Below are 24,505 nucleotides of genomic sequence, written 5' to 3' on the forward strand. Positions count from 1 at the left end.
CCAATACTCGGTTACTTCGGTGCCTCGGCACTCAGGGCAATTCCGTCCAGAATATCGTGCTCGCTGGCCGTGGCAGTAATTAGGCGTCCGCCGGTGAGCTCGCCCATGCGGTCAAGGATGCGCCGCCACACCAGGGCGCCGGCGCCGATGACGTCCACCCGTCCGGGGTGCATGTACGGCAGTTCGGCCCGCTGCGCCCGCGGCATCTGCAGCAGATCGGTGGCCGCCGCCTGCACTGCGGAGATGGACAGTTCGGCGCCATGGATGGCTGCCGGGAGGTATTCGGGGAGCTTGAGCGCGTGCGCCGTGATGGTGGTGATTGAGCCGGCAACCCCGACGACGGCGGTGCTGCGTTCCAGCGGAACGTCCAGGTTCGCTTCGGCAATGGCGGCGTCGACGTCGGCCTCCGCGGCGGCGATCTGTTCGGCCGTGGGCGGGTCCGAGGTGAGGTGGCGTTCGGTCAGCCGGACACAGCCGATGTCCACGGACTTCGCCGCGATCACGCCGTTGGCGTTGCCGAGCACGAACTCGGTGCTGCCGCCGCCCAGGTCCACCACCAGGACTTTGTCCTCTGCGGAGATGGGCAGCACGCTGCTGGCGCCGGCGAAGGAGAGCGAGGCTTCCTCGTGGCCGGTGATCACCTCGGGCTCCACGCCGATGAGGTTCCGGATGCCGTCAACAAAGACCTGGCGGTTCCGGGCGTCCCGGCTGGCCGAGGTGGCCACGAAGCGCACTTTCTGTGCCTGGTACTCGCGGATCAACGCGGCGTAGTCCGCCGTGGCCGCGAAGGTGCGCTCCAGTGCCTCGGGCGCCAGTTCGCCGGTGGCGTCAACGCCCTGGCCGAGCCGCACAACCCGCATTTCACGCACGACGTCGGTGAGCTTCGTTGCGCCGTTGCTGCGGTCAATGTCGGCGATGAGCAGGCGGATGGAGTTGGTTCCGCAGTCGATGGCGGCCACCCGGGTCATGCGCCTGCCTCCGTGGCGGTTGCGTCTGTTGCTGCATCGGTCTTGGATTTACGAACCGGCGCGGGACGGCCGACGATCTCCGGCAGGCCCTGCGGGCCGTGGCGGCTGAGATCCCGGGACGGTGCCGCACCGGCCGTGTCCCAGGCCCCCTCGCAGTAGCAGCGGTCGGCAGTCCACCATTCGCTGATGGCTGCGATGGCTTCGTCGCCCAGCGGGTTCACGCCCGGGCCGGCGGCCAGCGAGTGTCCCACCAGGACGTGCAGGCACTTGACGCGGGTGGGCATGCCGCCGGCAGAGACGCCGTCGATCTCCGGAACGCCGCCAATCCCTGAGCGGGCCCCGATGTCCGCGCGGGCAGCGAGGTAGGCCTCATGGGCGGCCCGATAGGAGGCGGCCAGGGACTCGTCGGCCGCAAGCCGGTCGTTCATTTCGTTCATGAGCCCGGCCGCCTCAAGGCGGGAGACCGCCGACGTGATGACGGGGTGGGTCAGGTAGAACGTGGTGGGGAAGGGAGTCCCGTTACTGAGGCGCGGTGATGTTGCCGCCACGAGCGGGTTGCCGCAGACGCAGCGCGCCGGGATTTCCACAACGTCGCGCACCGGCCTCCCCAACTGGCGGCTGAGCACATCGAGGTCCTGCGCCGATGGCTGCCTGGATTCGGGGGCGGTTGCCGTGTTGTCGTCCACTGGCGTGGCCGTCCTTCCTGCCCGGATCTGGCTGCCCCGAAAATCCGGTAGGCAGTCCCGCGGCGGGCGCCGCTCCTAGTCTGTTGCCGACCGCCTGATGGACTCCCAGAGGGAATCCACCCAGGGCACGTCGGCGGGGTCTTGTGTTTCTGCTGCACTGGGCTGGCTGCCTGCTGCGCCGGCCGGCAGGTCGCTGCCGAATACCCAGTAGCCGGTCTCTCCCGGCATAACCATGTTAATGCGGTCCCGAGCCTGCTGCTTGACGTAGTTGGGATCCTGCCAGCGCGAGACCTGCCGCTTGAGGTTGTCCTGGTCCGCTTTGCTGTCTGCGATGTCCGACTGCAGGGCCGCGATTTCGGCCCGCTTGTCGATGAAGATCTTCACAGTGGGGGCCAGCATGATGGTGATGGCAACCATCACCACGGCCAGCGCCAGCATGCGGCCGGAAAACGCCTTGGCAGGAACGGGGTCGAGGTTCCCTTCCTCGGCGGCGAGGGCCGACGATCCGGATTTCCCGCGGCCGCTGCCTGCCTTTCCGGCGCCAGTCCTGGTGCCGGCCCCGGGCTTCGAACCTGTTCCGGTTTTCGGACCCGGTCCGGTTTTGGTGCCCGCAGCGGCCTTGGTGCCGGTACCGGGCTGGGTCCCGGCGCCAGGCTTCGCAGCGGCGCCACTGCCCGCTGCATTCGCACCGCCGCCGAGTCCGTGTGCCGTGCCCGCTCCGGCGTTATGGGTTGCCGGCGCCGGACGCGGGCCGCCAAAGTCAGCCTGGATGACGTCTCCCCCGGCCGATCCGGCGGCGGACTGCTCTGCTGGTGGGGTCACCCTGGGAACTTTGGGACGGCGGGTAGCCATGACACTCCTGTAACGTGTGGCGCCAAAAACAAAACCGGTGGCTATGGTCTTTCCACCATAGCCACCGGTCAGCTGTTTGCTTGGCTACTAGGCCTTGAAACGCGGGAACGCGCTGCGGCCAGCGTAGCGTGCGGCGTCGTCGAGTTCCTCTTCGATGCGCAGCAGCTGGTTGTACTTGGCAACGCGCTCGGAGCGGGCCGGAGCACCGGTCTTGATCTGTCCGGCATTGGTGGCAACTGCAATGTCGGCGATCGTGGTGTCTTCGGTTTCGCCGGAGCGGTGCGAGGTGATGGTGGTGTAACCGGAGCGCTGCGCCAGGGAAACGGCGTCCAGGGTTTCGGTCAGCGAACCGATCTGGTTGACCTTGACCAGAAGGGAGTTGGCCGTGGCGGCGTCGATGCCCTGCTGCAGGCGCTCGGGGTTGGTGACGAACAGGTCGTCGCCCACCAGCTGGACCTTGTCACCGATGGTGTCGGTGAGGATCTTCCAGCCTTCCCAGTCGTTCTCGTCCAGCGGGTCCTCGATGGAAACCAGCGGGTAGTCGGCAACGAGTTCGGCGTAATAGGCGCTCATCTCGGCAGCGCTCAGCGACTTGCCTTCGAACTGGTAGGCACCGTCCTTGAAGAACTCGGAGGAGGCGACGTCCAGGGCCAGGGCGATGTCGGTGCCCGGGGTGTAACCGGCGTTCTGGATGGCTTCCTGGATCAGGTCCAGGGCAGCGCGGTTGGACGGCAGGTTCGGGGCGAAGCCGCCCTCGTCGCCCAGGCCGGTGGAGAGGCCCTTCTGCTGCAGCACGGACTTGAGGTTGTGGTAAACCTCAACGCCCCAGCGCAGGCCCTCGGAGAAGGTCTCGGCGCCGATCGGGGCGATCATGAATTCCTGGATGTCAACGTCGGAATCCGCGTGCGAGCCGCCGTTGAGGATGTTCATCAGCGGAACGGGCAGGACGTGGGCGTTCGGGCCGCCCAGGTACTTGTACAGCGGCAGGTCAGCGGAGGCTGCTGCGGCGTTGGCAACTGCCAGGGAGACGCCGAGGATGGCGTTGGCGCCCAGCTTGCCCTTGTTGGCGGTGCCGTCCAGGTCGATCATGGCCTGGTCGATGCTGCGCTGGTCGGTGGCGTCAAAGCCGGTCAGGGCCGGTGCGATCTGGTCGATGACGGCGTCAACGGCCTTCTGGACACCCTTGCCGAGGTAGCGGCCCTTGTCGCCGTCGCGCAGTTCAACTGCTTCGTGCTCGCCGGTGGATGCACCGGACGGAACGGCAGCGCGGCCGATCTGGCCGTCGGAGAGGAGAACTTCAACTTCGACGGTGGGGTTGCCACGGGAATCGAGGATCTCGCGGGCGTGGATGGCATCGATAAGCGCCATGGATGTGCTCCTTGTGGGCGATTTACTGGGGACTTAGGGGAAAAAATCTCGACGTCCTCGTCAGGGACTAGCGTAGTCGAGAGTGGTGCACGTTACGGAAACCTATCCAGAACCCGGACGTCATGATCCGGGCGCAGAAGTTTCAAGGGTGGCTGTTCTGGTACCGCCGGACGGCCCCCCGGAGGGCGCGCTCGGCGTCGAACCCCCGGTTCCGGGCAGAACGGACGACGGCGAGCAGCAGCTCGCCGAACTCGGCTTCGGTTTTGATCGTGTCGGCGAGTTCAACCGCCGGGGTTTGGTCCCCAACCGCTCCCCTAACCTCGCAAGCTCGGCCAGGGAACCCGGCGGCCGTAGGCCCCATCAGCGGCAGCCCGGCACGCCCTGCCCGGTCCAGGGTTTTCTGGGCCCGGGCCAGCGCAGGCAGAGCCACCGGGATGCCCTCGAATGGCGTGCTGCGCTCCGGGCTTTCGGCCTTCTTCACGGCATCCCACTTGAGCACGATCTCCTCCACCGTGGCCGGAAAGGAGTCCTGGAGCGAACCGTCCGGACGGAAAACGTGGGGGTTGCGGCGGATCATCTTCCCGGTGAGCCCGCGCGCGACGTCACCGAAAGTGAACACACCCCGTTCCTCGGCGAGCCGGGCGTGCAGCACCACCTGGAGCAGCACATCGCCCAACTCGCCTTTCAGTTCCGCCTCGTCTGCACCCGTCTCGATGGTCTCGGCCACTTCATAGGCCTCCTCCAGCAGGTACTCCACGAGCGACTCGTGGGTGAGGGCGCCCATCCAGGGGCAGTGCTCGCGGAGGGCCGCAATCACCCTCAGCAGCTCGCCCGCCGGGTCCGTCGGATCCGGTGCAGGCTCTGGCTGGCGGACGGTTTCAGCCAAGGTCGCCGTATGCGTCGTTGATGTACTCCACCAGGGCTTCCTTCTCCTCCAGCGGCAGGAAGGACGCCTCGGCGGCGTTGAGCGTGAGCTCCAGCAGGTCGTCGAGGTCGTAGTCGAAGGTTTCCACCAGGAGCTCGAACTCATCGGTGAGGGTCACTCCGCTCATGAGCCGGTTGTCCGTGTTGATGGTGACGTTGAAGCCCAGCTGGTAGAGCATGTCCAGCGGGTGGCTTTCGATGCCCTCGCCGAAGGCGGCAATGGCGCCGGTCTGCAGGTTCGAGGACGGGCAGATTTCCAGGGCGATGCCGCGGTCACGGATCCAGCTGGACAGGTTGCCCAGGGTGACCAGGCCGATGTTGTCGCTGTCCTCGTCGTCGGCGTCGTCACCGTCGAACTCCACCATGATGTCCTCGGCGATCCGGACACCGTGGCCCAGGCGCAGCGCGCGGCCGTCAACGAGGGCTGACTGGATGCTGTCCAGTCCGGCGGCTTCGCCGGCGTGCACGGTGGCGGGGAAGTTGTTTTCGGCCAGGTAGGTAAAGGCGTCCCGGAAGCGCGAGGGCAGGAAACCGTCTTCGGCGCCTGCGATGTCGAACCCGACGGCGCCCTTGTCGCGGTGCCGGACGGCGAGTTCGGCGATCTCCTGGCCACGGTCGGCGTGGCGCATGGCCGTGATCAGCTGGCCCACCTGGATCTCGCGGCCGGTCTCGGCCACCGCCTCCACACCGGCTTCGAGGCCTTCCTGGACTGCCCCGACAACCTCGTCCAGCGTCAGCCCCTTCTGGAGGTGCTGCTCAGGTGCCCATCGCACTTCGCCGTACACCACGCCGTCGTCCGCCAGATCCTCCACGAACTCCTTGGCGACGCGGAACAGCCCTTCCTTGGTCTGCATGACCGCGACCGTGTGGTCGAACGTCTCAAGGTAGCGGACCAGCGAGCCGGAGTCGGCGGATTCGCGGAACCATTCGCCCAGCGCGGTCGCATCGGTCGACGGGAGGGTGTGTCCCACCGCCTCCGCCAGTTCGATGATGGTGGCCGGGCGCAGGCCGCCGTCCAGGTGGTCGTGAAGGGATACCTTGGGCAGGCTCTTCAGGTCGAAGTCAAGGGCAGGGGCGGCGTCAACGATTGGCTCAGTCACGTACCAACTCTAGGGTTGGACCGGCGGCAACGCCAACGAGCGTGCTGCATGGCGACGGGCGGTCCGGAAGCCGCCAGTGCCCTCGCCGGACCGCAGCTAGGCCACGCGGCTGCTCTGTTCCGGGAAGGTGCCCGGTTCCGGCACATTGTCAGTTGCCGGCGCGTTGCCCTCCTGCGCGGCGTCCGCATCGTTGCGGCCGAGCCGCTTATGCCACCAGCGGAGGGCGTGGTCGATGACGACGCCCAGCAGGATGGCGAACACGACGGCGATGCCGGCGCCCAGCAGCGGGTTGCTGTGGAGCCACGGGAAGGAGCTGGCGACCAGGCCGATGCCCAGCGAATAACCCACCCACGTGAAGCAGGCGAAGGCATCCAGCAGGAAGAACCTGCGGTGCGGGTATCCGGTGGTGCCGGCGACGTAGTTCACCGCCACGCGCCCCCACGGGATGTAGCGCGCCGTGAAGATCAGCACGGCGCCGCGCTTCTCCAGTTCGTACCGCGCCCAGCCGAAGACCTTCTGCACCCTGGGCCGGCGCATCCACTTCCAGCGCTCAAGGCCGATCTTCCGGCCCAGCATGTAGGCCATGTTGTCACCGGCCATGGCACCGGTCAGGGCAGTCAGGCCGAGGATCCAGAGATTGGGCTCGCCGCTGTGCCGGGAGAAGGCCGAGAGAGCCACGATGAGCGTCTCGCTGGGGACCACCATGGCGAACCCGTCAACGAAGAAGAACATGAGCAAAACGGGGTAAATCCACCACTGACCCGCTGCATGGAGCACGGCCTCATTAATAAACTCCACGCGGGGGTTGCTCCTAGGGACTATAACAAGACGGGAAGTGACGCAAATCGCTCTTTAGTGTCGCATGGCGGGAGGATAGTCCGCTACGCCTTGATTGGAAAGTCAACGTTCCTCGAACGGATCCTGAACGCGGCCCCGGAGCCTGTTGATGCCGAGGTCCACCAGGATGCCCAGCACAATGGCGCAAACAATCGCGATCACGGCGCCCAGCAGGTGGTTCTGCTCGAACCACTGGCCGAAGAACAGCCCGATGGCCACGGAATATGAGGCCCAGAGAGTGGCAGAAAGCACAGTCAGCCCGATGAAGCGCGCGTGCGAATAATGCGTGGCTCCCGCGGTCAGGTTGACTGCCACCCTGCCGATGGGGACGAACCGCGCCACGAGGATCAACGATGCCGGGCGCCTGCGCAGCTCGCGCCCGGCCCACCGGAAGGCCCGCTGCATCCGCGGCCCGCGCATCCAGCCCCAGCGCTGCGTGCCCACGCCGCGCCCGATGAGGTAGGCGGCGTTGTCGCCGGTGAAGGCGCCCAGGCCCGCCACGGCCGCGAGCAGCCAGGGGTTGGGAACGTCCGCCGTCGCGGCGACGGCGGCCAGGCCCACCACCACCGATTCGCTGGGGATGGGCGGGAAGAAGCCGTCGATGACGCAGCAGGCAAGGACTATGAACAGGACCCACGGCTGGCCGGCGGCCGCCAGGATGAAGTCATTGATGGCCTGCACGGTCAGGCGATGCGGTCGATGATGAGCTGCTGCGCGGGCCTGGAACCAACAGATGCGATGGTGACGGCGTGCTCCAGCGCTTCCTTGGCCCGGGCAAACTTCTCCGGGGTGTCCGTCAGCAGGGTCATCAGCGGCTCGCCGGCACGCACGGTGGCTCCGGGCTTGGCGTGCAGGCGGACGCCCGCACCTGCCTGCACGGGGTCTTCCTTCCGGGCCCGGCCGGCGCCGAGCCGCCAGGCTGCCACGCCCACGGCGAAGGCGTCGAGTTCCACGAGGACACCGTCGGCGGGCGCGTAGATGGTTTCCGATTCCTTAGCCACCGGGAGCTTGGCGCGCGGGTCGCCGCCCTGCGCCGCGATCATCCGGTTCCAGACGTCCATCGCTCGGCCGTCCCTGAGTGCGCCGGCGGGGTCGGCGTCAGAAACACCGGCGCAGTGCAGCATCTCCTCCGCGAGCCTGACCGTCAGCTCGACGACGTCTTCCGGGCCGCCGCCGGCGAGGACCTCAACGGATTCGGCCACCTCGATGGCGTTGCCTGCGGTGAGGCCCAGCGGGGTGCCCATGTTGGTGAGCAGGGCCACGGTTTCCACCCCGGCGTCCTTGCCGAGGGCCACCATGGTCTCGGCCAGTTCGCGTGCGCCGGCTTCGTCCTTCATGAACGCCCCGCTGCCCACCTTGACGTCCAGCACCAGTGAGCCCGTGCCCTCGGCGATCTTCTTGCTCATGATTGAGGAGGCAAGCAGCGGGATGGATTCGACGGTGCCCGTGACGTCGCGGAGCGCGTAAAGCTTCCGGTCCGCCGGGGCGAGCCCCGCCCCGGCGGCGCAGATCACCGCGCCCACCTCCTGAAGCTGGGCGAGCATTTCATCGTTGCTCAGCGAGGCGCGCCAGTCCGGAATCGACTCGAGTTTGTCCAGCGTTCCGCCCGTGTACCCCAGCCCGCGCCCGGACAGCTGCGGTACCGCCACGCCGAACACCGCAACGAGGGGTGCCAGCGGCAGGGTGATCTTGTCCCCCACCCCGCCCGTGGAGTGCTTGTCGGTGGTGACCTTCACGCCGCCGTCGGGCCGCCGGAGGCTGGAGAAGTCCATCCGCTCCCCCGAGTTGATCATCGCCGCGGTCCACTGCGAGATCTCGGCACGGTCCATGCCGTTGAGCAGGATGGCCATGTTCAGGGCGGCCATCTGCTCCTCCGCGACGACGCCGCGGGTGTAAGCGTCGATGATCCAGGCAATCTGCTCAGGGCTCAGCGCATGCTTGTCGCGCTTGGCCCTGATGATCTCGACGGCGTCGAACGCCTCGTTCTTCTGGGTCACCGGGTTCCCTCCAGGTGTTCGGGGCCAAATGCGTCGGGCAGCACCTGGTCCATGGTCTTGATGCCCTCCGTGGTCATGAGCTCCATGCCCGGTGCCCGGAACTCGTACAGCAGTTGCCGGCAGCGTCCGCAGGGCATGAGCACGTTACCGGCGCCGTCCACGCAGTAGAAGGCGCGGAGCAGGCCGCCGCCCGTCATCTGCAGGTGTCCCACGAGGACGCATTCGGCGCACAGCGTCAGGCCGTAGCTGGCGTTCTCCACGTTGCAGCCGCTAACGATCCTGCCATCCGCGGTGAAGGCGGCGGCCCCCACCGGAAAGTTCGAATAGGGCGCGTAGGCGCTCTTCATGGCGCCGGTCGCGGCGGCTTCGAGGGCCGCCCAGTCGATGATGGCGCCCGCTTCGCTGGCGTCATTCTGCACGGCCGTCACCCCTTGGCGTACGGGATGCCGCGGGCCGGCACCCGGGTGCGCCGAAGCGCACTTCTGAGCCCACTTTAGTGTCCTGCCCCGTATCCAGGTAACACGGTCCGGCCAACACAACCACAGGGGCGGCTGTTCTACCCGCTAGAGGCGGACGAGCATCTTTCCGGTGTTGCCGCCCTCGAGCATGTCCATGAAGGCCCGCGGAGCGTTCTCCAGGCCGTCGACCACCGTCTCGTCGTAACGGACGGTACCGTCGGCCAGCCAGCCGGCCATCCGACCGGCGAACTCGGCGGCATGCTGCCGCTGGCCGCCCACCAGGAACCCGCGCAGGGTGAGCTGCTTGCCGATCGCCACGGCCAGGTTGCGCGGCGCAGCTGGCGGCTCGGTGCTGTTGTACTGGGCAATGGCGCCACACATGGCCACCCGGCCGCCAACGTTCAGCACGGACAACGCGGCTTCGAGGTGGTCCCCGCCGACGTTGTCGAAGTACACGTCGACGCCGTTGCTGCCCGCGGCGGCCTTCAGCTGGTCCAGGACGGGGCCCTCACGGTAGTTGAAGGCCGCGTCGAAGCCCAGCTCCAGCAGCCGGGCAACCTTCTCCGGTGTACCTGCGCTGCCAATCACCCTGGAGGCTCCCATCGCTTTGGCGATCTGCCCCACGAGCGAGCCAACCGCGCCGGCGGCGCCCGAGACGAACACCGCGTCCCCGGGCTTGAACTCCGCGACCTTAAGCAGGCCGGCGTACGCGGTGAGTCCGGTCATGCCCAGGGCACCCAGGAACGCCGAGGCCGGGGCCAGGCTGGTGTCTGCGGGGGTGGTCCGCTCTGCGTCCACCACCGCATGCTCCCGCCAGCCGAGCTGATGGACGACGACGTCCCCCACCTTGCGTGCATCCGACCGGGACGCGATCACCTCACCCACCGCCCCGCCGTCGAGCGCTTTGTCCAGCGCAAACGGCGCTGAATAGGACTTGGCGTCGTTCATGCGGCCGCGCATGTAGGGGTCCACCGAGATGAACAGGTTCCGGACCAGGACCTGGCCTTCGTTGAGGGCCGGGACGGCCGTCTCGGCGAGCCGGAAGTTTTCCGGGACCGGCCGGCCTTGCGGCCGGGAGGCCAGCTGGATCTCCCGGGTGGTCACCGGCAACGTGGCCGCTCCGCCGGCGCTCACGCTGCGAACTCCACTAGCGTGAGGGCGACGTCCATGTTGCCGCGCGTCACGTTGGAGTACGGGCAGATGGTGTGCGCCTTGGCCATGAGCGCCTCGGCGGTGCCGCGGTCCAGTGCCGGGAGGGCGATTTCCAGCTCCGCGGCCAGGCCGTAGCCGGCGCGGTCCTCGAGGGCGCCGAAGTGGATCTTGGCTGCGACGGCGGAATCTGTGAGGTCGGCCTTGGCCTGCCGGCCCACCACGCGGAGGGCGGAGTGGAAGCATGCCGCATACCCTGCCGCGAACAGCTGTTCGGGGTTGGTGCCCTCGCCGCTGCCACCCAGCTCCACCGGGCTGGCGAGGTTGACGTCGAGCTTGCCGTCCTTGGTCCGTGCGGAACCGTCGCGGCCTTCACCGGACGCGAGGGCCTCGGCGGTGTAGAGAGTCTTCAATGTGTTTCCTTCCGGTTGGAGGTCTAGAGCGAATCGTGCAGGGCTGAGGTGAGCTTGCCGAGGGTCTCGCGCAGCTGGTCAAGTTCGGCGGGGCTCAGGCCCGCTGCGGCAGCGAGGTGCTGCGGCACGCCGGAGGCCTTGCGGCTCAGGGCGCTGCCGGCACCGGTCAGGTGCACGGCAACGCGGCGCTCGTCCTCGGCGGAGCGCCGCCGCTCGACGAGCCCCAGCGCCTCGAGCCGCTTGAGGAGGGGCGAGAGGGTGCCGGAGTCCAGCCCAAGCTCCTCCCCCAGTTCCCGGACACCGCGCGGCTCGTTTTCCCAGAGCACCAGCATGACGAGGTACTGCGGGTACGTGAGGCCGAGGTCGTCCAGGAGGGGGCGGTAAACGGCGGTGGCAGCCCGCGACGCTGAGTAGAGGGCAAAGCACACTTGGCGGTCAAGACGGGGAGCATCGGGCATGGCTACAACAGTAACGCGCAATTCAATTGCGCACAACTTATCGGTCCAAAGGAAAGCGCGAACTGGCAGCTAGTCCCCTCAACCGTGGAATTTGAGGGCATCAGCTGCCAGTTCGCGCTGGAAGGTGTTGCGGGCCTAGAGGTCGCGGATAGTGCGGAGCGCGGCGGCGGTGAGGACCTGGATGCCGTAGCCGAGAGCCCGCTCGTCCAGGATGTAGTCACCGCGGTGCAGGTCGTATTCCTCGCCGCCCGGAGTCTTGGTGCCGAGGCGCATCATGGCCCCGGGCAGCTCGGCCAGGAACCAGGCGAAGTCTTCCCCGCCCATGGACTGCGGCGTCAGCACCACCGAACTCTCGCCGATCTCAGCACGGGCAGCAGCCTCGATCAGCGCCGTCTCATGCTCGGAGTTGACCACGGGAGGAACCCCGCGGGTGTGCTCCAGCCGGACGTCGACGCCGTACGGCGCAGCCACCTGGTGCACCACTTCGTCCAGCAGTTCACCGGCGCTGTGCCAGGCATCGCGGTCCAGGCAGCGCATGGTTCCTGCCATGTATCCGGTGCCGGGGATCGCATTGGGCGCCGAACCGGCGGAGATGTGCCCCCACACCACCGAGACGCCGCTGCGGACATCCACCCGGCGGGACAGGACGGCCGGCACGTTCACGGCAATCTGCGCCAGCGCGAAAACAAGATCCTCGGTCAGGTGCGGGCGCGAGGTGTGCCCACCGCGGCCGGAGAGTTCAATCCGGATGGTGTCCGACGCGGAGGTGATGGCGCCAATGCGCGTGCCGATCTTGCCCACTTCGATGCGCGGGTCGCAGTGCAGCGCCAGGATGCGGGGCACGCCCTCCAGGACGCCCTGCTCAATGCAGGAGTGCGCCCCGCCGGGCATGGTTTCCTCGGCGGGCTGGAAGATGATGCGCACGGTCCCGCCCAGCGGGGACTCCTGGTGCATCCGGTGCAGCACCAGGGCGATGCCCAGCATGGTGGTGGTGTGCACGTCGTGGCCGCAGGCGTGGGTGACGCCGTGATTCTTCGAGGCGAACGGCAGCCCGGTTTCCTCGATGATCGGCAGGGCATCGATGTCACCGCGGAGCGCCGTGGCGATCGGCCCTTCGCCAATGTCGACAGTCAGGCCGGTACCCTCGAGCCGGCGGGGCTCGAGGCCGGCAGCCTCGAGCCGCTCGGCCAGCTTGTCCGTCGTGCGGAATTCCCTGAAGGACAGTTCCGGGTGCGCATGCAGGTCACGGCGAAAATCGATCAGTTCCGGCAGCAGGGGCTCGAGCCACGGCCCCACCAAGGCGGTGGGCTCAGCTTCAGTAGTGTAATTGCGCACACCCCAACTGTAGCGAGACCGGATAAATTAGCGGCATCTCCTTCTCCGCGTTACGTGTTCGCCGTCTCCGGTTTACGCAGCGCTGGAAGGCGGGTGCTAGAGGACGTCGGTGTCGCCGCTCGCCTTCAGGGCGTCAACCGCCTGCTTCACCCGCTGCGAGTGCTGCTTGGTGGTGACCAGCAGCGCATCCGGGGTGTCCACGATGACGACGTCCTTGATCCCGATCAGCGCGATCACGCGCTTGGTGTCCGAGACCACCACGCCGCTGGCGTTTTCGGTGAAGACGCGGGCGCCCTCGCCGAGGACGGTCACCTCGTCCACTTCCTTGGCACTGTTCAGCCGGCCCACGGAGGCGAAGTCACCAACGTCGTCCCAGCGGAACGAGCCAGGCACGACGGCGACGTCCCCCGCTGCCGCTGCAGGCTCGGCGACCGCGTAGTCAATGGCGATCTTGGGCAGGGTGGGCCAGATCCGGGCGGTGACTTCGTCACGCTGCGGGGTGTCCCACGCCTGGGCGATTTCCTGCAGGCCGTTGAACAGCTCGGGCTGGTTCGCTTCCAGGTGCTTGAGCATGAGGGAAACGGGCGCCACGAACATGCCGGCGTTCCAGACGTAGTCGCCGCTGTCCACATACTGCTGGGCAACGTCCTCGTCCGGCTTCTCCACGAACTCCACCACAGCCTGGGCGTTGGGGGCTCCTGGAATGCGCAGTGAACCTCCGGACCGGATGTAGCCAAACCCCGTGGAGGGGTGCGTCGGCTTGATGCCGATGGTCACGATCTTGCCGGCCGCGGCCGTGTGGATGGCCTCGCGGACGGTGTCCTGGAAGAGCCCGTCGGGGCTGATCACGTGGTCCGCGGCGAAGGAACCCATAATGACGTCGGGATCGCGCTGGTGCAGGATGGCTGCGGCCAGGCCGATGGCGGCGCCGGAGTCCTTGGGCTCGCTCTCGAGCACAAGGTCGCCGTCCTCAACCTCGGGAAGCTGGCTGCACACGGCGTTACGGTGCGCCACGCCGGTGACCACCAGGACGCGGTTTCCGGCCAGCGGTTCGAGGCGGTCGTAGGTGGCGCGCAGGAGCGTGCTGCCCGAACCGGTCAGGTCGTGAAGGAACTTGGGAGCTGCTGCGCGCGACAGAGGCCAGAGGCGGGTCCCCACACCGCCTGCAGGAATCACAGCGATAAAACGGCTGAGAGGTGAATCCTGGCTTGTCACTTTGTCGTTACTCATCAGGCCCTACTTTAGCCGACGCACCCCAGGACGCCCTTTCGCCGGCCGTCGGCATGCCGATACAGTGGCAACGGATGTGGTCTTCGTCTCAAAATAACCGAAAATCCGTACAGTAGATGGCGGGCAAGGAACGCCTGAATTGAATAAGCTGTGAGCGAAGCCTAGATTTAGGCCTGAGCTACGAGTGCTCTCGCAGTAGGCGTTCCCCCCGCGTGGATCCCACGCCAGCGCCGCTGTGTCGCAGGGAGGTTTATTCAGTGCCGACGAAACCAGCTGGCACCTTGTACCGCGGCCGTGAAGGCATGTGGTCTTGGGTTGGACACCGCATTACTGGTGTAGTGATCTTTTTCTTCTTGTTGGTCCATGTGCTGGACACCTCGCTGGTGAGGGTGTCGCCTGAGGCCTACACCGCGGTAATCGGTGCCTACAAGAACCCGCTGATGGCCCTGGGTGAAACGGGCCTCGTCGCAGCGATCGTGTTCCACGCCTTCAACGGCCTGCGGATCATCGCTGTCGACTTCTGGAAGAAGGGCGCCAAGTACCAGCGCCAGATGCTGTGGGTGGTGCTGGGCCTGTGGGTCGTCACCATGGTCGCCTTCGCCATCCGCCACCTGTCCCTCGCGCTCGGAGGTCACTAAGCCATGTCTGCAACTGAGATCCAGTCCCCGCGCAGCGGACAGATCGCCGGCAAGCCCGAGTCCGGCAAGATCGCCCCGAAGTACCGCCGCAACGGCAACTCGCGCGGCAACTTCGAAATGCTGGCCTGGCTGTTCATGCGCCTCTCCGGCGTGGTCCTGGTTGTGCTGATCTTCGGCCACCTCATCGTGAACCTCCTGGTGGGCGAAGGCATCCACGCCATCGACTTCGGCTTCGTCGCCGGCAAGTGGGCGGATCCGTTCTGGCAGTTCTGGGACCTGGCCATGCTGTGGCTCGCCATGCTGCACGGCACCAACGGCGTCCGCACCATCATCAACGACTACGCCGAGAAGGACTCCACCCGCTTCTGGCTCAAGATGGTCCTCTACGCAGCCTCCGCCGTCATCATCATCCTCGGCACCCTGGTGATCTTCACCTTCAACCCGTGCCCTGTGGTGGACGGCGTCCAGCTGCCCGGTGGCTTCTGCCCCGCGTAGCATCCCGTGGCGGCCCGCCATCCATTGGCGGGCCGCAATTTTGTGCGGAGACGGCTTCGACCGCCCGCTGTTTTATTGCGAATTTTGAGAGAAAGAGCGTCTGGTATGCAGGTCCATAAGTACGACGTCGTCATCGTCGGTGCCGGTGGCGCCGGGATGCGCGCCGCGATCGAGTCCGGTCAGCGTGCGCGAACAGCAGTACTGACCAAGCTGTACCCCACCCGCTCCCACACGGGTGCGGCGCAGGGCGGCATGTGTGCAGCCCTGGCCAATGTCGAGGAAGACAACTGGGAATGGCACACCTTCGACACCATCAAGGGCGGCGACTACCTGGTTGACCAGGACGCCGCTGAGGTCATGGCCAAGGAGGCCATCGACGCGGTGCTGGACCTCGAGAAGATGGGCCTGCCGTTCAACCGCACGCCCGAGGGCCGCATTGACCAGCGCCGCTTCGGCGGCCACACCCGTGACCACGGCAAGGCTCCGGTGCGCCGCGCCTGCTACGCCGCCGACCGCACGGGCCACATGATCCTCCAGACCCTGTACCAAAACTGCGTCAAGCACAACGTTGAGTTCTACAACGAGTACTACGTCCTGGACCTCCTGACCGTCGAGGAAGACGCCGTGCGCGAGGACGGCACGCCGTTCAAGCAGAAGCGCGTCGCCGGCGTCGTGTCCTACGACCTCGCCTCCGGCGAGCTGCACGTCTTCCAGGCCAAGTCAGTGGTGTTCGCCTCCGGCGGCGCCGGCAAGGTCTTCAAGACCACCTCCAACGCCCACACCCTGACCGGTGACGGCATGGGCATCGCGTTCCGCCGCGGCATCCCGCTGGAGGACATGGAGTTCTTCCAGTTCCACCCGACCGGCCTCGCCGGCCTCGGCATCCTGCTGTCCGAAGCAGCCCGCGGTGAAGGCGCCATCCTGCGCAACTCGGAGGGTGAACGCTTCATGGAGCGCTACGCCCCCACCATTAAGGACCTCGCCCCGCGTGACATCGTGGCCCGCTCCATGGCCAACGAGGTCCGCGAAGGCCGCGGCTGCGGACCGAACAAGGACTACGTGCTCCTTGACCTGACGCACCTCGAGCCGGCCCACATTGACGCCAAGCTGCCGGACATCACCGAGTTCGCCCGCACCTACCTCGGCGTTGAGCCCTACACGGAGCCGGTCCCCGTCTTCCCCACGGCGCACTACGCCATGGGCGGCATCCCGACGAACATCACCACCGAGGTCCTGCAGGACAACGACACCGTGGTTCCGGGCCTCTACGCTGCCGGCGAGGTGGCCTGCGTTTCCGTGCACGGCTCCAACCGCCTGGGCACCAACTCCCTGCTGGACATCAACGTGTTCGGCAAGCGCGCCGGCATTGCCGCCGCCGAGTACGCCAAGACGGCTGACTTCGTGGAGCTGCCGGAGAACCCGGAAGCGTTCACCATCCAACTGCTGGATGTGGCCCGCAACGCGAACGGCACCGAGAAGGTCTCCGCGATCCGCAAGGAACTGCAGGACACCATGGACGCCAACATGCAGGTGTTCCGCACGGCAGAGACGCTGAACCAGGTCCTGAAGGACATCGAGTCCTTCGAGGAGCGGTACACGCGCATCAACGTCCAGGACAAGGGCAAGCGCTTCAACCTTGACCTGCTGGAGGCCGTTGAGCTCGGATTCCTGCTGGAACTGGCCCGGGTCATGACGGTTGCTGCCCTGCACCGTGAGGAATCCCGCGGCGGCCACTTCCGCGAGGACTTCCCGGACCGCGACGACGAAAAATTCATGAAGCACTCCATGGCGTACAAAGAAGACCACGCACCGGCCGACGGTTCCGCGGAGGAGGCAATCGCCGGTGTCCGGCTTGCCACCAAGCCGGTTGTCTTTACGCGCTACGAGCCGATGGTGAGGAAGTACTAATATGTCCGCTGAACTTGCTGAGCCAGCCTCCAAGATCGAACTTCCCGCCGGTGTTGGCGGCGGCGGGGAAATCCCGACGTTCGACATCACGCTGCGCGTCCGCCGCTACGACCCCGAGGTTTCCGCCGAAGCCCGCTGGGACGACTTCAAGCTGACCATGTACGGCACGGACCGCGTGCTGGACGCCCTGCACAAGATCAAGTGGGACATTGACGGCAGTGTTTCCTTCCGCCGTTCCTGCGCCCATGGCGTCTGCGGCTCAGATGCGATGCGCATCAACGGCCGCAACCGCCTTGCCTGCAAGACCCTGCTGAAGGACCTGGACACGTCCAAGCCCATCACGGTCGAGCCCATCAAGGGCCTGCCGGTGGAGAAGGACCTGATCGTGGACATGGAGCCGTTCTTCCAGTCCTTCCGCGAGGTCATGCCGTTCCTCATCAACAAGGGCCACGAGCCCACCAAGGAACGCCTCCAGTCCGCCGAGGACCGTGAGCGCTTTGACGACACCACCAAGTGCATCCTGTGCGCCGCGTGCACGTCGTCCTGCCCGGTGTTCTGGACCGACGGCCAATACTTCGGCCCGGCAGCGATCGTGAATGCCCACCGGTTCATCTTCGACTCCCGTGACGACGCCGGCGACATGCGCCTGGAGATCCTCAACGACAAGGAAGGCGTGTGGCGCTGCCGCACCACCTTCAACTGCTCGGAGGCATGCCCCCGCGGCATCCAGGTCACCCAGGCTATTGCGGAGGTCAAGCAGGCCATCCTGGCCCGCAAGATCTGAGCCAGTTTAGTAACGGACGACGGCGTCGCTCACCACGTACGGGAAACGTACGGTGAGCGGCGCCGTCGTCGTATTCCATTGATTGAACAGGGCCCACACCCGCAGGGTTCCCTGACCGAGCTTGCGAGGTTAGGGTGCGGGTTGGGAATCAACCGGCAGGAAAGAACAGATGCACCGCTCCGAAAAAGTCTCGTTCGAAGGCACCACCGGCGAACTGCTGTCCGGGATCCTCGATGTGCCGGAAGGCCCGGTGAAGGGCTGGGGCGTCTTTTCGCATGGCTTCACCCTGGGCAAGGACAGCCCCGCGGCATCGCGGATGTGCAAGGCGCTGGCGGACAACGGGATCGGCATGCTCCGCTTCGACAACGTGGGCCTCGGCGGCTCCGCGGGACAGTGGTCTGCGGGGTCCTTCAGCCACAAGGTGGCGGACACGGTCCGGGCCGCGGAGTACATGAGGGCCGAAGGCCGGGCCATTTCGCTGCTGGTGGGGCATTCCTTCGGCGGCGCCGCCGTGCTCGCGGCCGCGTCCGAAATCGCTGAAGTCGACGCCGTCGCGACCGTCGGGGCACCCTTCTCCCCCAAGCACGTCGCCCATGTTTTCGATGCCGCCCTGGACAGGATCCTGAGCGAGGGCAGCGCCGAAGTGGACCTCGGCGGCAAGCGCGTGGAAATCCGCCGGCACTTCGTGGAGGACCTGGAGAACGCCGACCTGACGGACTGCATCCGGCGGCTGCACAAGCCCCTGATGGTGCTGCACTCCCCCACGGACAACACCGTGGGCATCGAGAACGCCAGCACAATCTTCCAGACCGCCCGCCATCCGCGGAACTTCGTCTCGCTGGAGGGCAGCGACCACCTGCTGACCGGCAAGGGGCAGGCGGCGCGGGCCGCGAAGATTATCGCGGCGTGGGCCGACCAGTACCTCGACGCCGGACACTGACGCCCACGGGGCGCGGATGCTCGGCCGGCTGATGCCGTTCCACCGGCGTCTTTCCGGGCTGCACCTGCCGTGACCCCCAGCCGGTGGTTTTGGCTGCCGGAGCGGCCTTCAGGTCCTCCTCACGGATGGCCGACCAGGACGCGGAAACAAGATAGACCCGGCTGACCAGGTTGAACCAGATCAGCAGGCCGATGATGATGGCGAACGGCGCCAGGATGGGGTTCCGTCCGGCGCCGGCGAGCAGCTCTGTGCTGAAGACCTGCAGGACCGTGGTGCCCACACCGGCGAGGATGGTCCCTTCCAGCAGCGCCTGCCGGGACAGCTTCAGGCCGCCGGCCAGGCGGAACATGATGAGCGCCGTAATCCAGCTCAGAAGCAGCGGCACGGCGACCTTGATCAGCGCCGCCAACGGCCCGGCCACCGCCGGGTCCAGGCGGAGCTGCTCCATCGCCCAGCCTGCGGCGGTGCCGAACACCAGGGACGCACCCGAGCTGATGACCAGGGCGACGCCAAGCAGCAGCAGCGTTCCGGCGTCGTGCAGTTTCGTGACCACGGGGTTGAGCTTGAGCGGGCCCAGCATCATCACTCCCCGGAGCCCCTCCCGGATGCCCGCGATCCAGCCCAGTGACGTAACGACCGTGACGACGGCGGCGATGACTGCCGTCCACCCGAGACCGTCAGGGTTCAGGAGATCCTTCGGATCCACCAGCCCGTCGCCGCCGTTGACCTTCAGCAGCCCGGGGGCACTTTCGGCAACGCTGGCGATGATCCGGTCCAGGAGCGCCGGCTGGCCGCGCAAGGCCAGCCCCGCAATGGAGAACCCCGTGGCCAGGAGGCCGGTGATGGAGAAGAACATGTTGAAGCCGATGCCCGCGCTCATCAGCGGTCCGTGCTGCCGGGTGTAGTGCTGGAGCGCCCGCACAGGACGGAGGGTGTTCAGCCGGGCCTGCAGAAACTGGGCCAGGGCCAAGAGCCGGGGGAAGGTCCCCTGGCCGGACCTCCGGGCTTTGCCCCATACGACCCGCTTGCGGATGACCTCCAGTTTCAGCTGCGCCCGCTCAGTGGGGAGCGGTGGCTCCGTTGGCGTTTGGTGCTCGGAGGGCGTCCCGTTCATCGTCTGGTTCGGTACCAAAGTCAAGCTCTTCCCGTAGCTGCCAAATACCGCCGGTGTCGTGCTCGTAAAGTCCCATGCTAACCACGGGGAAGGTCGCCCTGTAGTCTTTCAGCACCGTTTCGGCCTCATCAAGGCTTTCCGGTGCGACGTCGTGGGCAATGGTCACATGGGGGTGGTAGGCAAAGGGCAGCTCACGTGCGAGCGGTCCGGTCTGGAGTTTTTCGTGCAGGTCGACGCACTCCTGGAAGCCGTCCTCCACTTTGATGAAGACCACCGGGGAGACGGGCCGGAAGGACCCCGTTCCCGAGATGGTCACCATGAACGGGGCCTGCGTCCGGGCCACCTTCCGCACGTGGTCGCGGGCCGCTTCCCAGTCATTTGTGGGTGTGGTGGTGACGAGGGTGATGTGCGCCGGAATGACGGTGGCCATGGGGTCACCGAAAGATGCCCGCCACCGCTGCAGTTCCTCGGCGATTTCAGGCGGGAAGCCCAGAATGACCCCGAGGCTCATTCCGTCGCTGACTCCGCTGTTGGCGGGCTTGGGGGCCGGCATCTCGCTAGCGGGCTCCGGCATACGGCAGGAAGCCAGTCTTGGCATAGACATCCTGGAGGGTGGCGGAGGCGATAGCGCGGGCCTTGTCGGCGCCGTGGGCCAGCAGCCGGTCAAGCTCCGCCGGGTCTGCCAGCAGTTCGTTGGCGCGGTCGCGAATGGGCGTCAGCCGCTCGGTCACGACTTCGGCGAGGTCCACCTTGAGGTGGCCGTACATCTTGCCTTGGTATTCGCCGACGAGGGCGTCCACGGACTTGCCGGTGATGGCCGAGTAGATGGTCAGCAGGTTGGAAACGCCGGGCTTGGTTTCCCGGTCGAAGCGGATCTCCGTTTCCGTGTCCGTGACCGCCGACTTGATCCGCTTGGCGGTGACCTTGGGCTCGTCGAGCAGGTTGATCAGCCCGGCCGGGGATTCGGCGGACTTGGACATCTTGGCGGTGGGGTTCTGCAGGTCGTAGATCTTCGCCGATTCCTGCTGGATGAAGGGCTTGGGCACCGTGAAGGTCTCGCCGAAGCGGGAGTTGAACCGGGTGGCGAGGTCACGGCTGAGCTCGACGTGCTGGCGCTGGTCCTCGCCGACGGGGACGCCGTGCGGCTGGTAGAGCAGGATGTCAGCGGCCTGCAGGATGGGGTAGGTGAACAGGCCGACGCTGGCGTGCTCGGAGCCCTGCTTGTGGGCCTTGTCCTTGAACTGCGTCATGCGGGACGCTTCGCCGAAGCCCGTGATGCAGTTCAGGACCCAGGCCAGCTGGGCGTGTTCGGGCACCTGGGACTGGACGAACAGCGTGCACTTGTCCACGTCCACGCCGCCGGCGATGTACTGCGCGGCCGTGACCCGTGTGCGCCGGGCCAGCTCGGCCGGGTCCTGCGGGACGGTGATGGCATGCAGGTCCGGGATGAAGAAGATTGCGTCGTACTCGTCCTGCATCCGCACCCAGTTAACGAGTGCGCCGAGGTAGTTGCCAAGGTGCAGGGAATCGGCCGAGGGCTGCATGCCGGACAGGATGCGGTGCCGGATGCCGGCTGCCGGCTGGGTTCCGTTGCCTGCTTCGGGCTGCACGGCTGCGGCGTCGGTCACGGTGGAAGTGGAGGTCATTCGTTGGGGCCTTTGGAACTAGAGCCGGTAGTCCACTACCAGCGGGGCATGGTCAGAGAAGCGGGTGTCCCACGAGGGTGCCCGGTCCACGACGGCCTGCACTGCTGCGGCCGCGAGGTCGGGGGTGGCCAGGTGGTAGTCAATGCGCCAGCCGGTGTCGTTGTCGAAGGCCTGGCCGCGCTGCGACCACCAGGTGTAGGGGCCGTTGACGTTACCCGCCAGGCCCCTGTGAACATCCTTCCAGCCGATCTCCTCACCGAAGAAGCGGTCAAAGTAGGCGCGTTCCTCCGGCAGGAAGCCGGCACGCTTGACGTTGCCCTTCCAGTTTTTGATGTCCAACTCGGTGTGGCCCACGTTCAGGTCACCGGTCACCAGGGCATGGTCGCTGTGCTTGGTGAGCTCAGGCAGCCGCGTGCTCATGACATCCAGGAAGCGGTACTTGTCCTCCTGTTTGGGGGTGCCGGCCTCACCGGAGTGCACGTAGGCGCTCACGACGGTCAGCTGGGACGCATTGCCTTCGGCGTCGCGGACCCGGAAGTCCGCCTCCACCCAGCGGCCGGCCGTGGCGAAGTAGTCGTCCCCGATGTGGTCGCGGGTCACGAGGGGCTCCTCGCGGGAGGCGATGGCGACGCCGGCGCGGCCCTTGGCTTCGGCTTCGGCGTGCAGGATGTGCCAGCCTTCACCGATGAGCTGGCGGACGATGGCGTCAGGTGCACGCACTTCCTGCAGGGTCAGGATGTCCACTTCGCGGGTCGCGAGCCATTCGGCCATGCCCTTTTTGTAGGCAGCGCGGAGGCCGTTGACGTTGACTGTTGCGATGCGAAGGTGGTCCTTCTTCAATGCCGAGCTCACCCGTTCCACTCTAGTCGATGATGGTTCCGGTCACGGGCTCGCCGGAGCCGCCGGACGACTTGATCATGTCACGGGCGTTGGTGGCGGTGATCTCGATGGTCTCGAGGGCACGGCGGATGGTGTCCTGGTCCGCGGCCGCACCCTTGGCCCGCTCCTGCTCCACCACGCGCACCTGCACCTGGACGATCTTGAAGGAGTGATCCAGCTTCATGTCCCGGAGTTCCTCCGCTTCGCCGCGCTCACGCACCAGACGGGTGCCGCCGTGGTCGGCCGAAACAGTGGAGGGCGCACGGCCGGTGGCGGCGTTGAACGCATTGTGGGCCTCGTTGATCTTGGCGCCGGCCTTCTTGGCCGCCCGCTGGATGCTGAAGACCACGAAGGAGGCAAGCGCCAGCCAGAACAGCGCGATGACCGCAACAACCCAGCCGACGACGTCGTTCTGGTTGGCGGCGAAGATCACAGCCACCAGGAAGGCGGTGACCAGGACCAGCAGGCCCGGACCGCTGATGCGGAACATGGAGAATCCGCCCCGGCCCGGGGTGGATGACGACTTGGAGCTGCCCAGAGATTGCATGAAGCCATTCTCTCAAATCCCCGGAGCGCCCCAGGACGCTTCCACCGGCGGCGAACACCTGCTCAGCGGGCGCGGGCGGGACACCTGCCTACTTCAGGAACAGGCTCCGCAGCCTGCCGGTGGTGAGCATGAGGCCCAGCACGATCATCACCAGGTAGTAGCCCACGTGGATGGCGGTGGCCGGAGTGAAGGATGCGGCGCTGATCTGCCGCAGCAGCTCCACCCCGTGCCACAGCGGCATGGCCTGGATCAGCCACTGGATGTACTCGGGGTAGACGCTCAGCGGATAGAACGTGGCGCTGAAGAGGAACATCGGCAGCATGATGAAGTTCACCCAGTCCATCTGCTGGAAGGTCTTCATGAAGCTGGTGATCCCCATGCCGAAGCTGGCGAACCCGAACGCGATCAGCACCGAGGCCGGAATCATCAGCAGCGCCCACGGGGTGGTGATCAGGCCCATCACCCCCATGACCGCAGTGAACCCGGTGGCGTAGAGCAGGCCGCGCAGCAGGGCCAGGAAGATCTCGCCGATGGCCACGTCCAGCGGTCCGAGCGAGGTGTAAAGCATCCCCTGGTAGAGCCTGGCGAAATTCATCTTGAAGAAGACGTTCCAGGTGGAGTCGTACACCGCCCCGTTCATCGCCGAAACGGCCAGCAGCGCCGGTGCGATGTATGCCGCGTAGCTGATCTCCTGGCCGCCCGGCCCGGCAACGGAGCCCACTACAGCACCCATCCCGACGCCCATGGAAATCAGGAACAGCACCGGCTCGAAGAACCCGGACAGCATGACCAGCCAGTTGCTGCTCTTTGTGGCCATCAGCCCGCGTCCGATGACAGCGCGGGCGTTGCGTGAGTACAGCGGCCCGAAGCGCCGGTTCCGGGCTTCCTCCGTGACGGTGTGGCCCTGGGTCAGGATTGTCACTGCCCCATCCTCCTGGCGAATTGGCGTTTGGTGAGGACCCAGCCGAACCAGGCCAGGGCCAGCAGGAACACAACGTGGATGATGGTCAGCACCGGGGATTCCTCATAGCCGAAGGTCATCACCCGGCCCAGCTCCGTGCCGTGCCAGATGGGCGAGATCCAGCCGACCCACCGGACCAGCACCGGCAGGGTGTCCAGCGGGAAGAACGTGCCGGAGAACAGGAACAGGGGCATGACGATGAACCGCATCACCATGGCGAACTGGCCCTTGTCCTCCTTGATGGACGCCGCATAGGCCATGAGCGGCAGGCCGAACGAGAGCCCGGCCAGGGTTGCCACCAGCACCGAGCCCCAGCCCCAGCCGCTGGGTGATGCGCCGAACATGGCCACGATGACGAAGTAGATGACGGACTGCAGCAGGAACCGCAGGGTCACCGCGATGATCTGACCGGCCGCGATCTGTTCCGGGGTCAGCGGGGAGGCGTGCGGACCGTAGTAGACGCGGCGCCATTTGAAGCCGTCCATCACCGGGAACGTGAATTCGTTGGCTGCCGTCATGACCGCGGCGGAGACCAGCAGTGCCGGGGCGATGAAGGCGATGTAGCTGACCCCGCCGAACGCCGAGGCGCTGTTGGTGTCCACCAGCGTGGCCAGGCCGACGCCCATCGCGAACAGGTACGCCGCGGGCTGGCCCACGCTGTACAGGAAGATGGACCAGCCGTAGCCCTTCATCACGCGCAGGACCTGCTCGGCGTAGTAGAAGGCACCCCAGCGGCGCGCCTTGGCGGCCGACACCCCCGGTGGGTGGGCACGCAAGGCGCGTCCCGCCGTCGGGCCTTCCGGTGAATTGCCGACGGC

General features: G+C 66.6%; 27 protein-coding genes. 5 read left to right on the forward strand and 22 right to left on the reverse strand.

Features of this window, described 5'->3' with window-relative positions:
* Nucleotides 1-11: 11 nt before the first annotated feature.
* The 15 genes from ABIE00_RS17510 to ABIE00_RS17580 all read right to left on the reverse strand — a co-directional run bounded on the left by ABIE00_RS17510 (nucleotide 12) and on the right by ABIE00_RS17580 (nucleotide 13,775).
* Complete coding sequence (locus ABIE00_RS17510; protein WP_354261982.1) at nucleotides 12-968, reverse strand: Ppx/GppA phosphatase family protein; 957 nt, start codon at nucleotides 966-968, stop codon at nucleotides 12-14.
* A complete protein-coding gene (locus ABIE00_RS17515; RefSeq protein WP_354261983.1) occupies nucleotides 965-1,654 on the reverse strand; it encodes a DUF501 domain-containing protein in 690 nt (229 codons plus the stop codon). Before ABIE00_RS17515 ends, ABIE00_RS17510 begins: the two co-directional genes overlap by 4 nt.
* A 75-nt stretch (nucleotides 1,655-1,729) precedes the next feature.
* Entirely contained in the window at nucleotides 1,730-2,506 is a 777-nt protein-coding gene (locus tag ABIE00_RS17520) for an FtsB family cell division protein (protein ID WP_354261984.1), read from the reverse strand.
* Nucleotides 2,507-2,593: 87 nt separating this feature from the next.
* Nucleotides 2,594-3,874 (reverse strand): phosphopyruvate hydratase, encoded by a 1,281-nt coding sequence (gene eno / locus ABIE00_RS17525; protein ID WP_331571480.1) that lies wholly within the window; start codon nucleotides 3,872-3,874, stop codon nucleotides 2,594-2,596.
* 142 nt (nucleotides 3,875-4,016) lie between these two features.
* Nucleotides 4,017-4,658: a MazG nucleotide pyrophosphohydrolase domain-containing protein gene (locus ABIE00_RS17530; RefSeq protein WP_354263409.1), complete on the reverse strand. Its 642-nt coding sequence runs from the start codon at nucleotides 4,656-4,658 to the stop codon at nucleotides 4,017-4,019.
* 94 nt (nucleotides 4,659-4,752) lie between these two features.
* Nucleotides 4,753-5,898: an adenosine deaminase gene (locus ABIE00_RS17535; RefSeq protein WP_354261985.1), complete on the reverse strand. Its 1,146-nt coding sequence runs from the start codon at nucleotides 5,896-5,898 to the stop codon at nucleotides 4,753-4,755.
* Nucleotides 5,899-5,994: 96 nt separating this feature from the next.
* Nucleotides 5,995-6,696, reverse strand: a complete 702-nt coding sequence (locus tag ABIE00_RS17540; protein WP_354261986.1) for a DedA family protein — start codon at nucleotides 6,694-6,696, stop codon at nucleotides 5,995-5,997.
* Nucleotides 6,697-6,798: 102 nt separating this feature from the next.
* Complete coding sequence (locus ABIE00_RS17545) at nucleotides 6,799-7,416, reverse strand: DedA family protein (protein WP_331571486.1); 618 nt, start codon at nucleotides 7,414-7,416, stop codon at nucleotides 6,799-6,801.
* Between the two features lie 2 nt (nucleotides 7,417-7,418).
* Nucleotides 7,419-8,732 (reverse strand): thymidine phosphorylase, encoded by a 1,314-nt coding sequence (locus ABIE00_RS17550; RefSeq protein ID WP_354261987.1) that lies wholly within the window; start codon nucleotides 8,730-8,732, stop codon nucleotides 7,419-7,421.
* Nucleotides 8,729-9,160, reverse strand: coding sequence for a cytidine deaminase (locus ABIE00_RS17555; protein WP_354261988.1), 432 nt, complete (start codon nucleotides 9,158-9,160; stop codon nucleotides 8,729-8,731). Before ABIE00_RS17555 ends, ABIE00_RS17550 begins: the two co-directional genes overlap by 4 nt.
* 135 nt (nucleotides 9,161-9,295) lie before the next feature.
* The gene (locus tag ABIE00_RS17560; protein ID WP_354261989.1) at nucleotides 9,296-10,324 is read right to left on the reverse strand and encodes an NADP-dependent oxidoreductase; all 1,029 of its coding nucleotides are present in this window, start codon (nucleotides 10,322-10,324) and stop codon (nucleotides 9,296-9,298) included.
* Entirely contained in the window at nucleotides 10,321-10,752 is a 432-nt protein-coding gene (locus tag ABIE00_RS17565; RefSeq protein ID WP_354261990.1) for an organic hydroperoxide resistance protein, read from the reverse strand. The genes ABIE00_RS17560 and ABIE00_RS17565 overlap by 4 nt, the downstream gene beginning before the upstream one ends.
* A 23-nt stretch (nucleotides 10,753-10,775) precedes the next feature.
* Complete coding sequence (locus ABIE00_RS17570; RefSeq protein WP_354261991.1) at nucleotides 10,776-11,210, reverse strand: MarR family winged helix-turn-helix transcriptional regulator; 435 nt, start codon at nucleotides 11,208-11,210, stop codon at nucleotides 10,776-10,778.
* A 135-nt stretch (nucleotides 11,211-11,345) separates the two neighbouring features.
* A complete protein-coding gene (locus ABIE00_RS17575; protein ID WP_354261992.1) occupies nucleotides 11,346-12,545 on the reverse strand; it encodes an amidohydrolase in 1,200 nt (399 codons plus the stop codon).
* A 96-nt stretch (nucleotides 12,546-12,641) separates the two neighbouring features.
* Nucleotides 12,642-13,775, reverse strand: a complete 1,134-nt coding sequence (locus ABIE00_RS17580) for a mannose-1-phosphate guanylyltransferase (protein WP_331571499.1) — start codon at nucleotides 13,773-13,775, stop codon at nucleotides 12,642-12,644.
* A gap of 257 nt (nucleotides 13,776-14,032) precedes the next feature.
* Between ABIE00_RS17580 and sdhC the strand changes: the two genes are divergently transcribed.
* From sdhC to ABIE00_RS17605, 5 genes are all read left to right on the forward strand, one after another.
* Nucleotides 14,033-14,413, forward strand: coding sequence for a succinate dehydrogenase, cytochrome b556 subunit (gene sdhC, locus ABIE00_RS17585; protein WP_076798412.1), 381 nt, complete (start codon nucleotides 14,033-14,035; stop codon nucleotides 14,411-14,413).
* A 3-nt stretch (nucleotides 14,414-14,416) separates the two neighbouring features.
* Nucleotides 14,417-14,908, forward strand: coding sequence for a succinate dehydrogenase hydrophobic membrane anchor subunit (locus tag ABIE00_RS17590; protein ID WP_102970629.1), 492 nt, complete (start codon nucleotides 14,417-14,419; stop codon nucleotides 14,906-14,908).
* A gap of 105 nt (nucleotides 14,909-15,013) precedes the next feature.
* Entirely contained in the window at nucleotides 15,014-16,816 is a 1,803-nt protein-coding gene (gene sdhA / locus ABIE00_RS17595; RefSeq protein WP_314192674.1) for a succinate dehydrogenase flavoprotein subunit, read from the forward strand.
* 1 nt (nucleotide 16,817) lies between these two features.
* On the forward strand, nucleotides 16,818-17,600 hold the full coding sequence (locus ABIE00_RS17600) for a succinate dehydrogenase iron-sulfur subunit (RefSeq protein ID WP_354261993.1): 783 nt from the start codon (nucleotides 16,818-16,820) through the stop codon (nucleotides 17,598-17,600).
* Between the two features lie 169 nt (nucleotides 17,601-17,769).
* Nucleotides 17,770-18,540 (forward strand): alpha/beta hydrolase family protein, encoded by a 771-nt coding sequence (locus ABIE00_RS17605; RefSeq protein WP_354261994.1) that lies wholly within the window; start codon nucleotides 17,770-17,772, stop codon nucleotides 18,538-18,540.
* On the opposite strand, the gene ABIE00_RS17610 is transcribed toward ABIE00_RS17605, so the two are convergent.
* From ABIE00_RS17610 to ABIE00_RS17640, 7 genes are all read right to left on the reverse strand, one after another.
* On the reverse strand, nucleotides 18,497-19,654 hold the full coding sequence (locus ABIE00_RS17610; protein ID WP_354261995.1) for a YihY/virulence factor BrkB family protein: 1,158 nt from the start codon (nucleotides 19,652-19,654) through the stop codon (nucleotides 18,497-18,499). The two genes, ABIE00_RS17605 and ABIE00_RS17610, sit on opposite strands and share 44 nt — an antisense overlap.
* A complete protein-coding gene (locus ABIE00_RS17615) occupies nucleotides 19,599-20,207 on the reverse strand; it encodes a 2'-5' RNA ligase family protein (protein WP_354263410.1) in 609 nt (202 codons plus the stop codon). Before ABIE00_RS17615 ends, ABIE00_RS17610 begins: the two co-directional genes overlap by 56 nt.
* 4 nt (nucleotides 20,208-20,211) lie before the next feature.
* Complete coding sequence (gene trpS / locus ABIE00_RS17620) at nucleotides 20,212-21,300, reverse strand: tryptophan--tRNA ligase (RefSeq protein ID WP_354261996.1); 1,089 nt, start codon at nucleotides 21,298-21,300, stop codon at nucleotides 20,212-20,214.
* 18 nt (nucleotides 21,301-21,318) lie between these two features.
* Complete coding sequence (locus ABIE00_RS17625) at nucleotides 21,319-22,152, reverse strand: exodeoxyribonuclease III (RefSeq protein WP_354261997.1); 834 nt, start codon at nucleotides 22,150-22,152, stop codon at nucleotides 21,319-21,321.
* A gap of 10 nt (nucleotides 22,153-22,162) precedes the next feature.
* Nucleotides 22,163-22,726, reverse strand: a complete 564-nt coding sequence (locus tag ABIE00_RS17630; protein ID WP_354261998.1) for a hypothetical protein — start codon at nucleotides 22,724-22,726, stop codon at nucleotides 22,163-22,165.
* Between the two features lie 88 nt (nucleotides 22,727-22,814).
* On the reverse strand, nucleotides 22,815-23,648 hold the full coding sequence (locus tag ABIE00_RS17635) for an ABC transporter permease (RefSeq protein WP_331571523.1): 834 nt from the start codon (nucleotides 23,646-23,648) through the stop codon (nucleotides 22,815-22,817).
* Nucleotides 23,645-24,463: an ABC transporter permease gene (locus ABIE00_RS17640; RefSeq protein ID WP_354263411.1), complete on the reverse strand. Its 819-nt coding sequence runs from the start codon at nucleotides 24,461-24,463 to the stop codon at nucleotides 23,645-23,647. The genes ABIE00_RS17635 and ABIE00_RS17640 overlap by 4 nt, the downstream gene beginning before the upstream one ends.
* Between the last annotated feature and the right edge of the window lie 42 nt (nucleotides 24,464-24,505).

It is taken from the genome of Arthrobacter sp. OAP107 (assembly GCF_040546765.1).
Classification (GTDB): Bacteria; Actinomycetota; Actinomycetes; order Actinomycetales; family Micrococcaceae; genus Arthrobacter.

What these genes read in the sequence shown, in the direction of transcription:
- eno (WP_331571480.1), bottom strand. Translation starts at nt 3,874, where the DNA reads ATGGCGCTTATCGATGCCATCCACGCCCGCGAGATCCTCGATTCCCGT.
- ABIE00_RS17610 (WP_354261995.1), bottom strand. Translation starts at nt 19,654, where the DNA reads ATGAACGGGACGCCCTCCGAGCACCAAACGCCAACGGAGCCACCGCTC.
- ABIE00_RS17615 (WP_354263410.1), bottom strand. Translation starts at nt 20,207, where the DNA reads ATGCCGGCCCCCAAGCCCGCCAACAGCGGAGTCAGCGACGGAATGAGC.
- ABIE00_RS17530 (WP_354263409.1), bottom strand. Translation starts at nt 4,658, where the DNA reads ATGGGCGCCCTCACCCACGAGTCGCTCGTGGAGTACCTGCTGGAGGAG.
- ABIE00_RS17600 (WP_354261993.1), top strand. Translation starts at nt 16,818, where the DNA reads ATGTCCGCTGAACTTGCTGAGCCAGCCTCCAAGATCGAACTTCCCGCC.
- ABIE00_RS17605 (WP_354261994.1), top strand. Translation starts at nt 17,770, where the DNA reads ATGCACCGCTCCGAAAAAGTCTCGTTCGAAGGCACCACCGGCGAACTG.
- ABIE00_RS17570 (WP_354261991.1), bottom strand. Translation starts at nt 11,210, where the DNA reads ATGCCCGATGCTCCCCGTCTTGACCGCCAAGTGTGCTTTGCCCTCTAC.
- ABIE00_RS17630 (WP_354261998.1), bottom strand. Translation starts at nt 22,726, where the DNA reads ATGCAATCTCTGGGCAGCTCCAAGTCGTCATCCACCCCGGGCCGGGGC.
- ABIE00_RS17580 (WP_331571499.1), bottom strand. Translation starts at nt 13,775, where the DNA reads ATGAGTAACGACAAAGTGACAAGCCAGGATTCACCTCTCAGCCGTTTT.
- ABIE00_RS17510 (WP_354261982.1), bottom strand. Translation starts at nt 968, where the DNA reads ATGACCCGGGTGGCCGCCATCGACTGCGGAACCAACTCCATCCGCCTG.
- ABIE00_RS17520 (WP_354261984.1), bottom strand. Translation starts at nt 2,506, where the DNA reads ATGGCTACCCGCCGTCCCAAAGTTCCCAGGGTGACCCCACCAGCAGAG.
- sdhA (WP_314192674.1), top strand. Translation starts at nt 15,014, where the DNA reads ATGCAGGTCCATAAGTACGACGTCGTCATCGTCGGTGCCGGTGGCGCC.
- ABIE00_RS17590 (WP_102970629.1), top strand. Translation starts at nt 14,417, where the DNA reads ATGTCTGCAACTGAGATCCAGTCCCCGCGCAGCGGACAGATCGCCGGC.
- trpS (WP_354261996.1), bottom strand. Translation starts at nt 21,300, where the DNA reads ATGACCTCCACTTCCACCGTGACCGACGCCGCAGCCGTGCAGCCCGAA.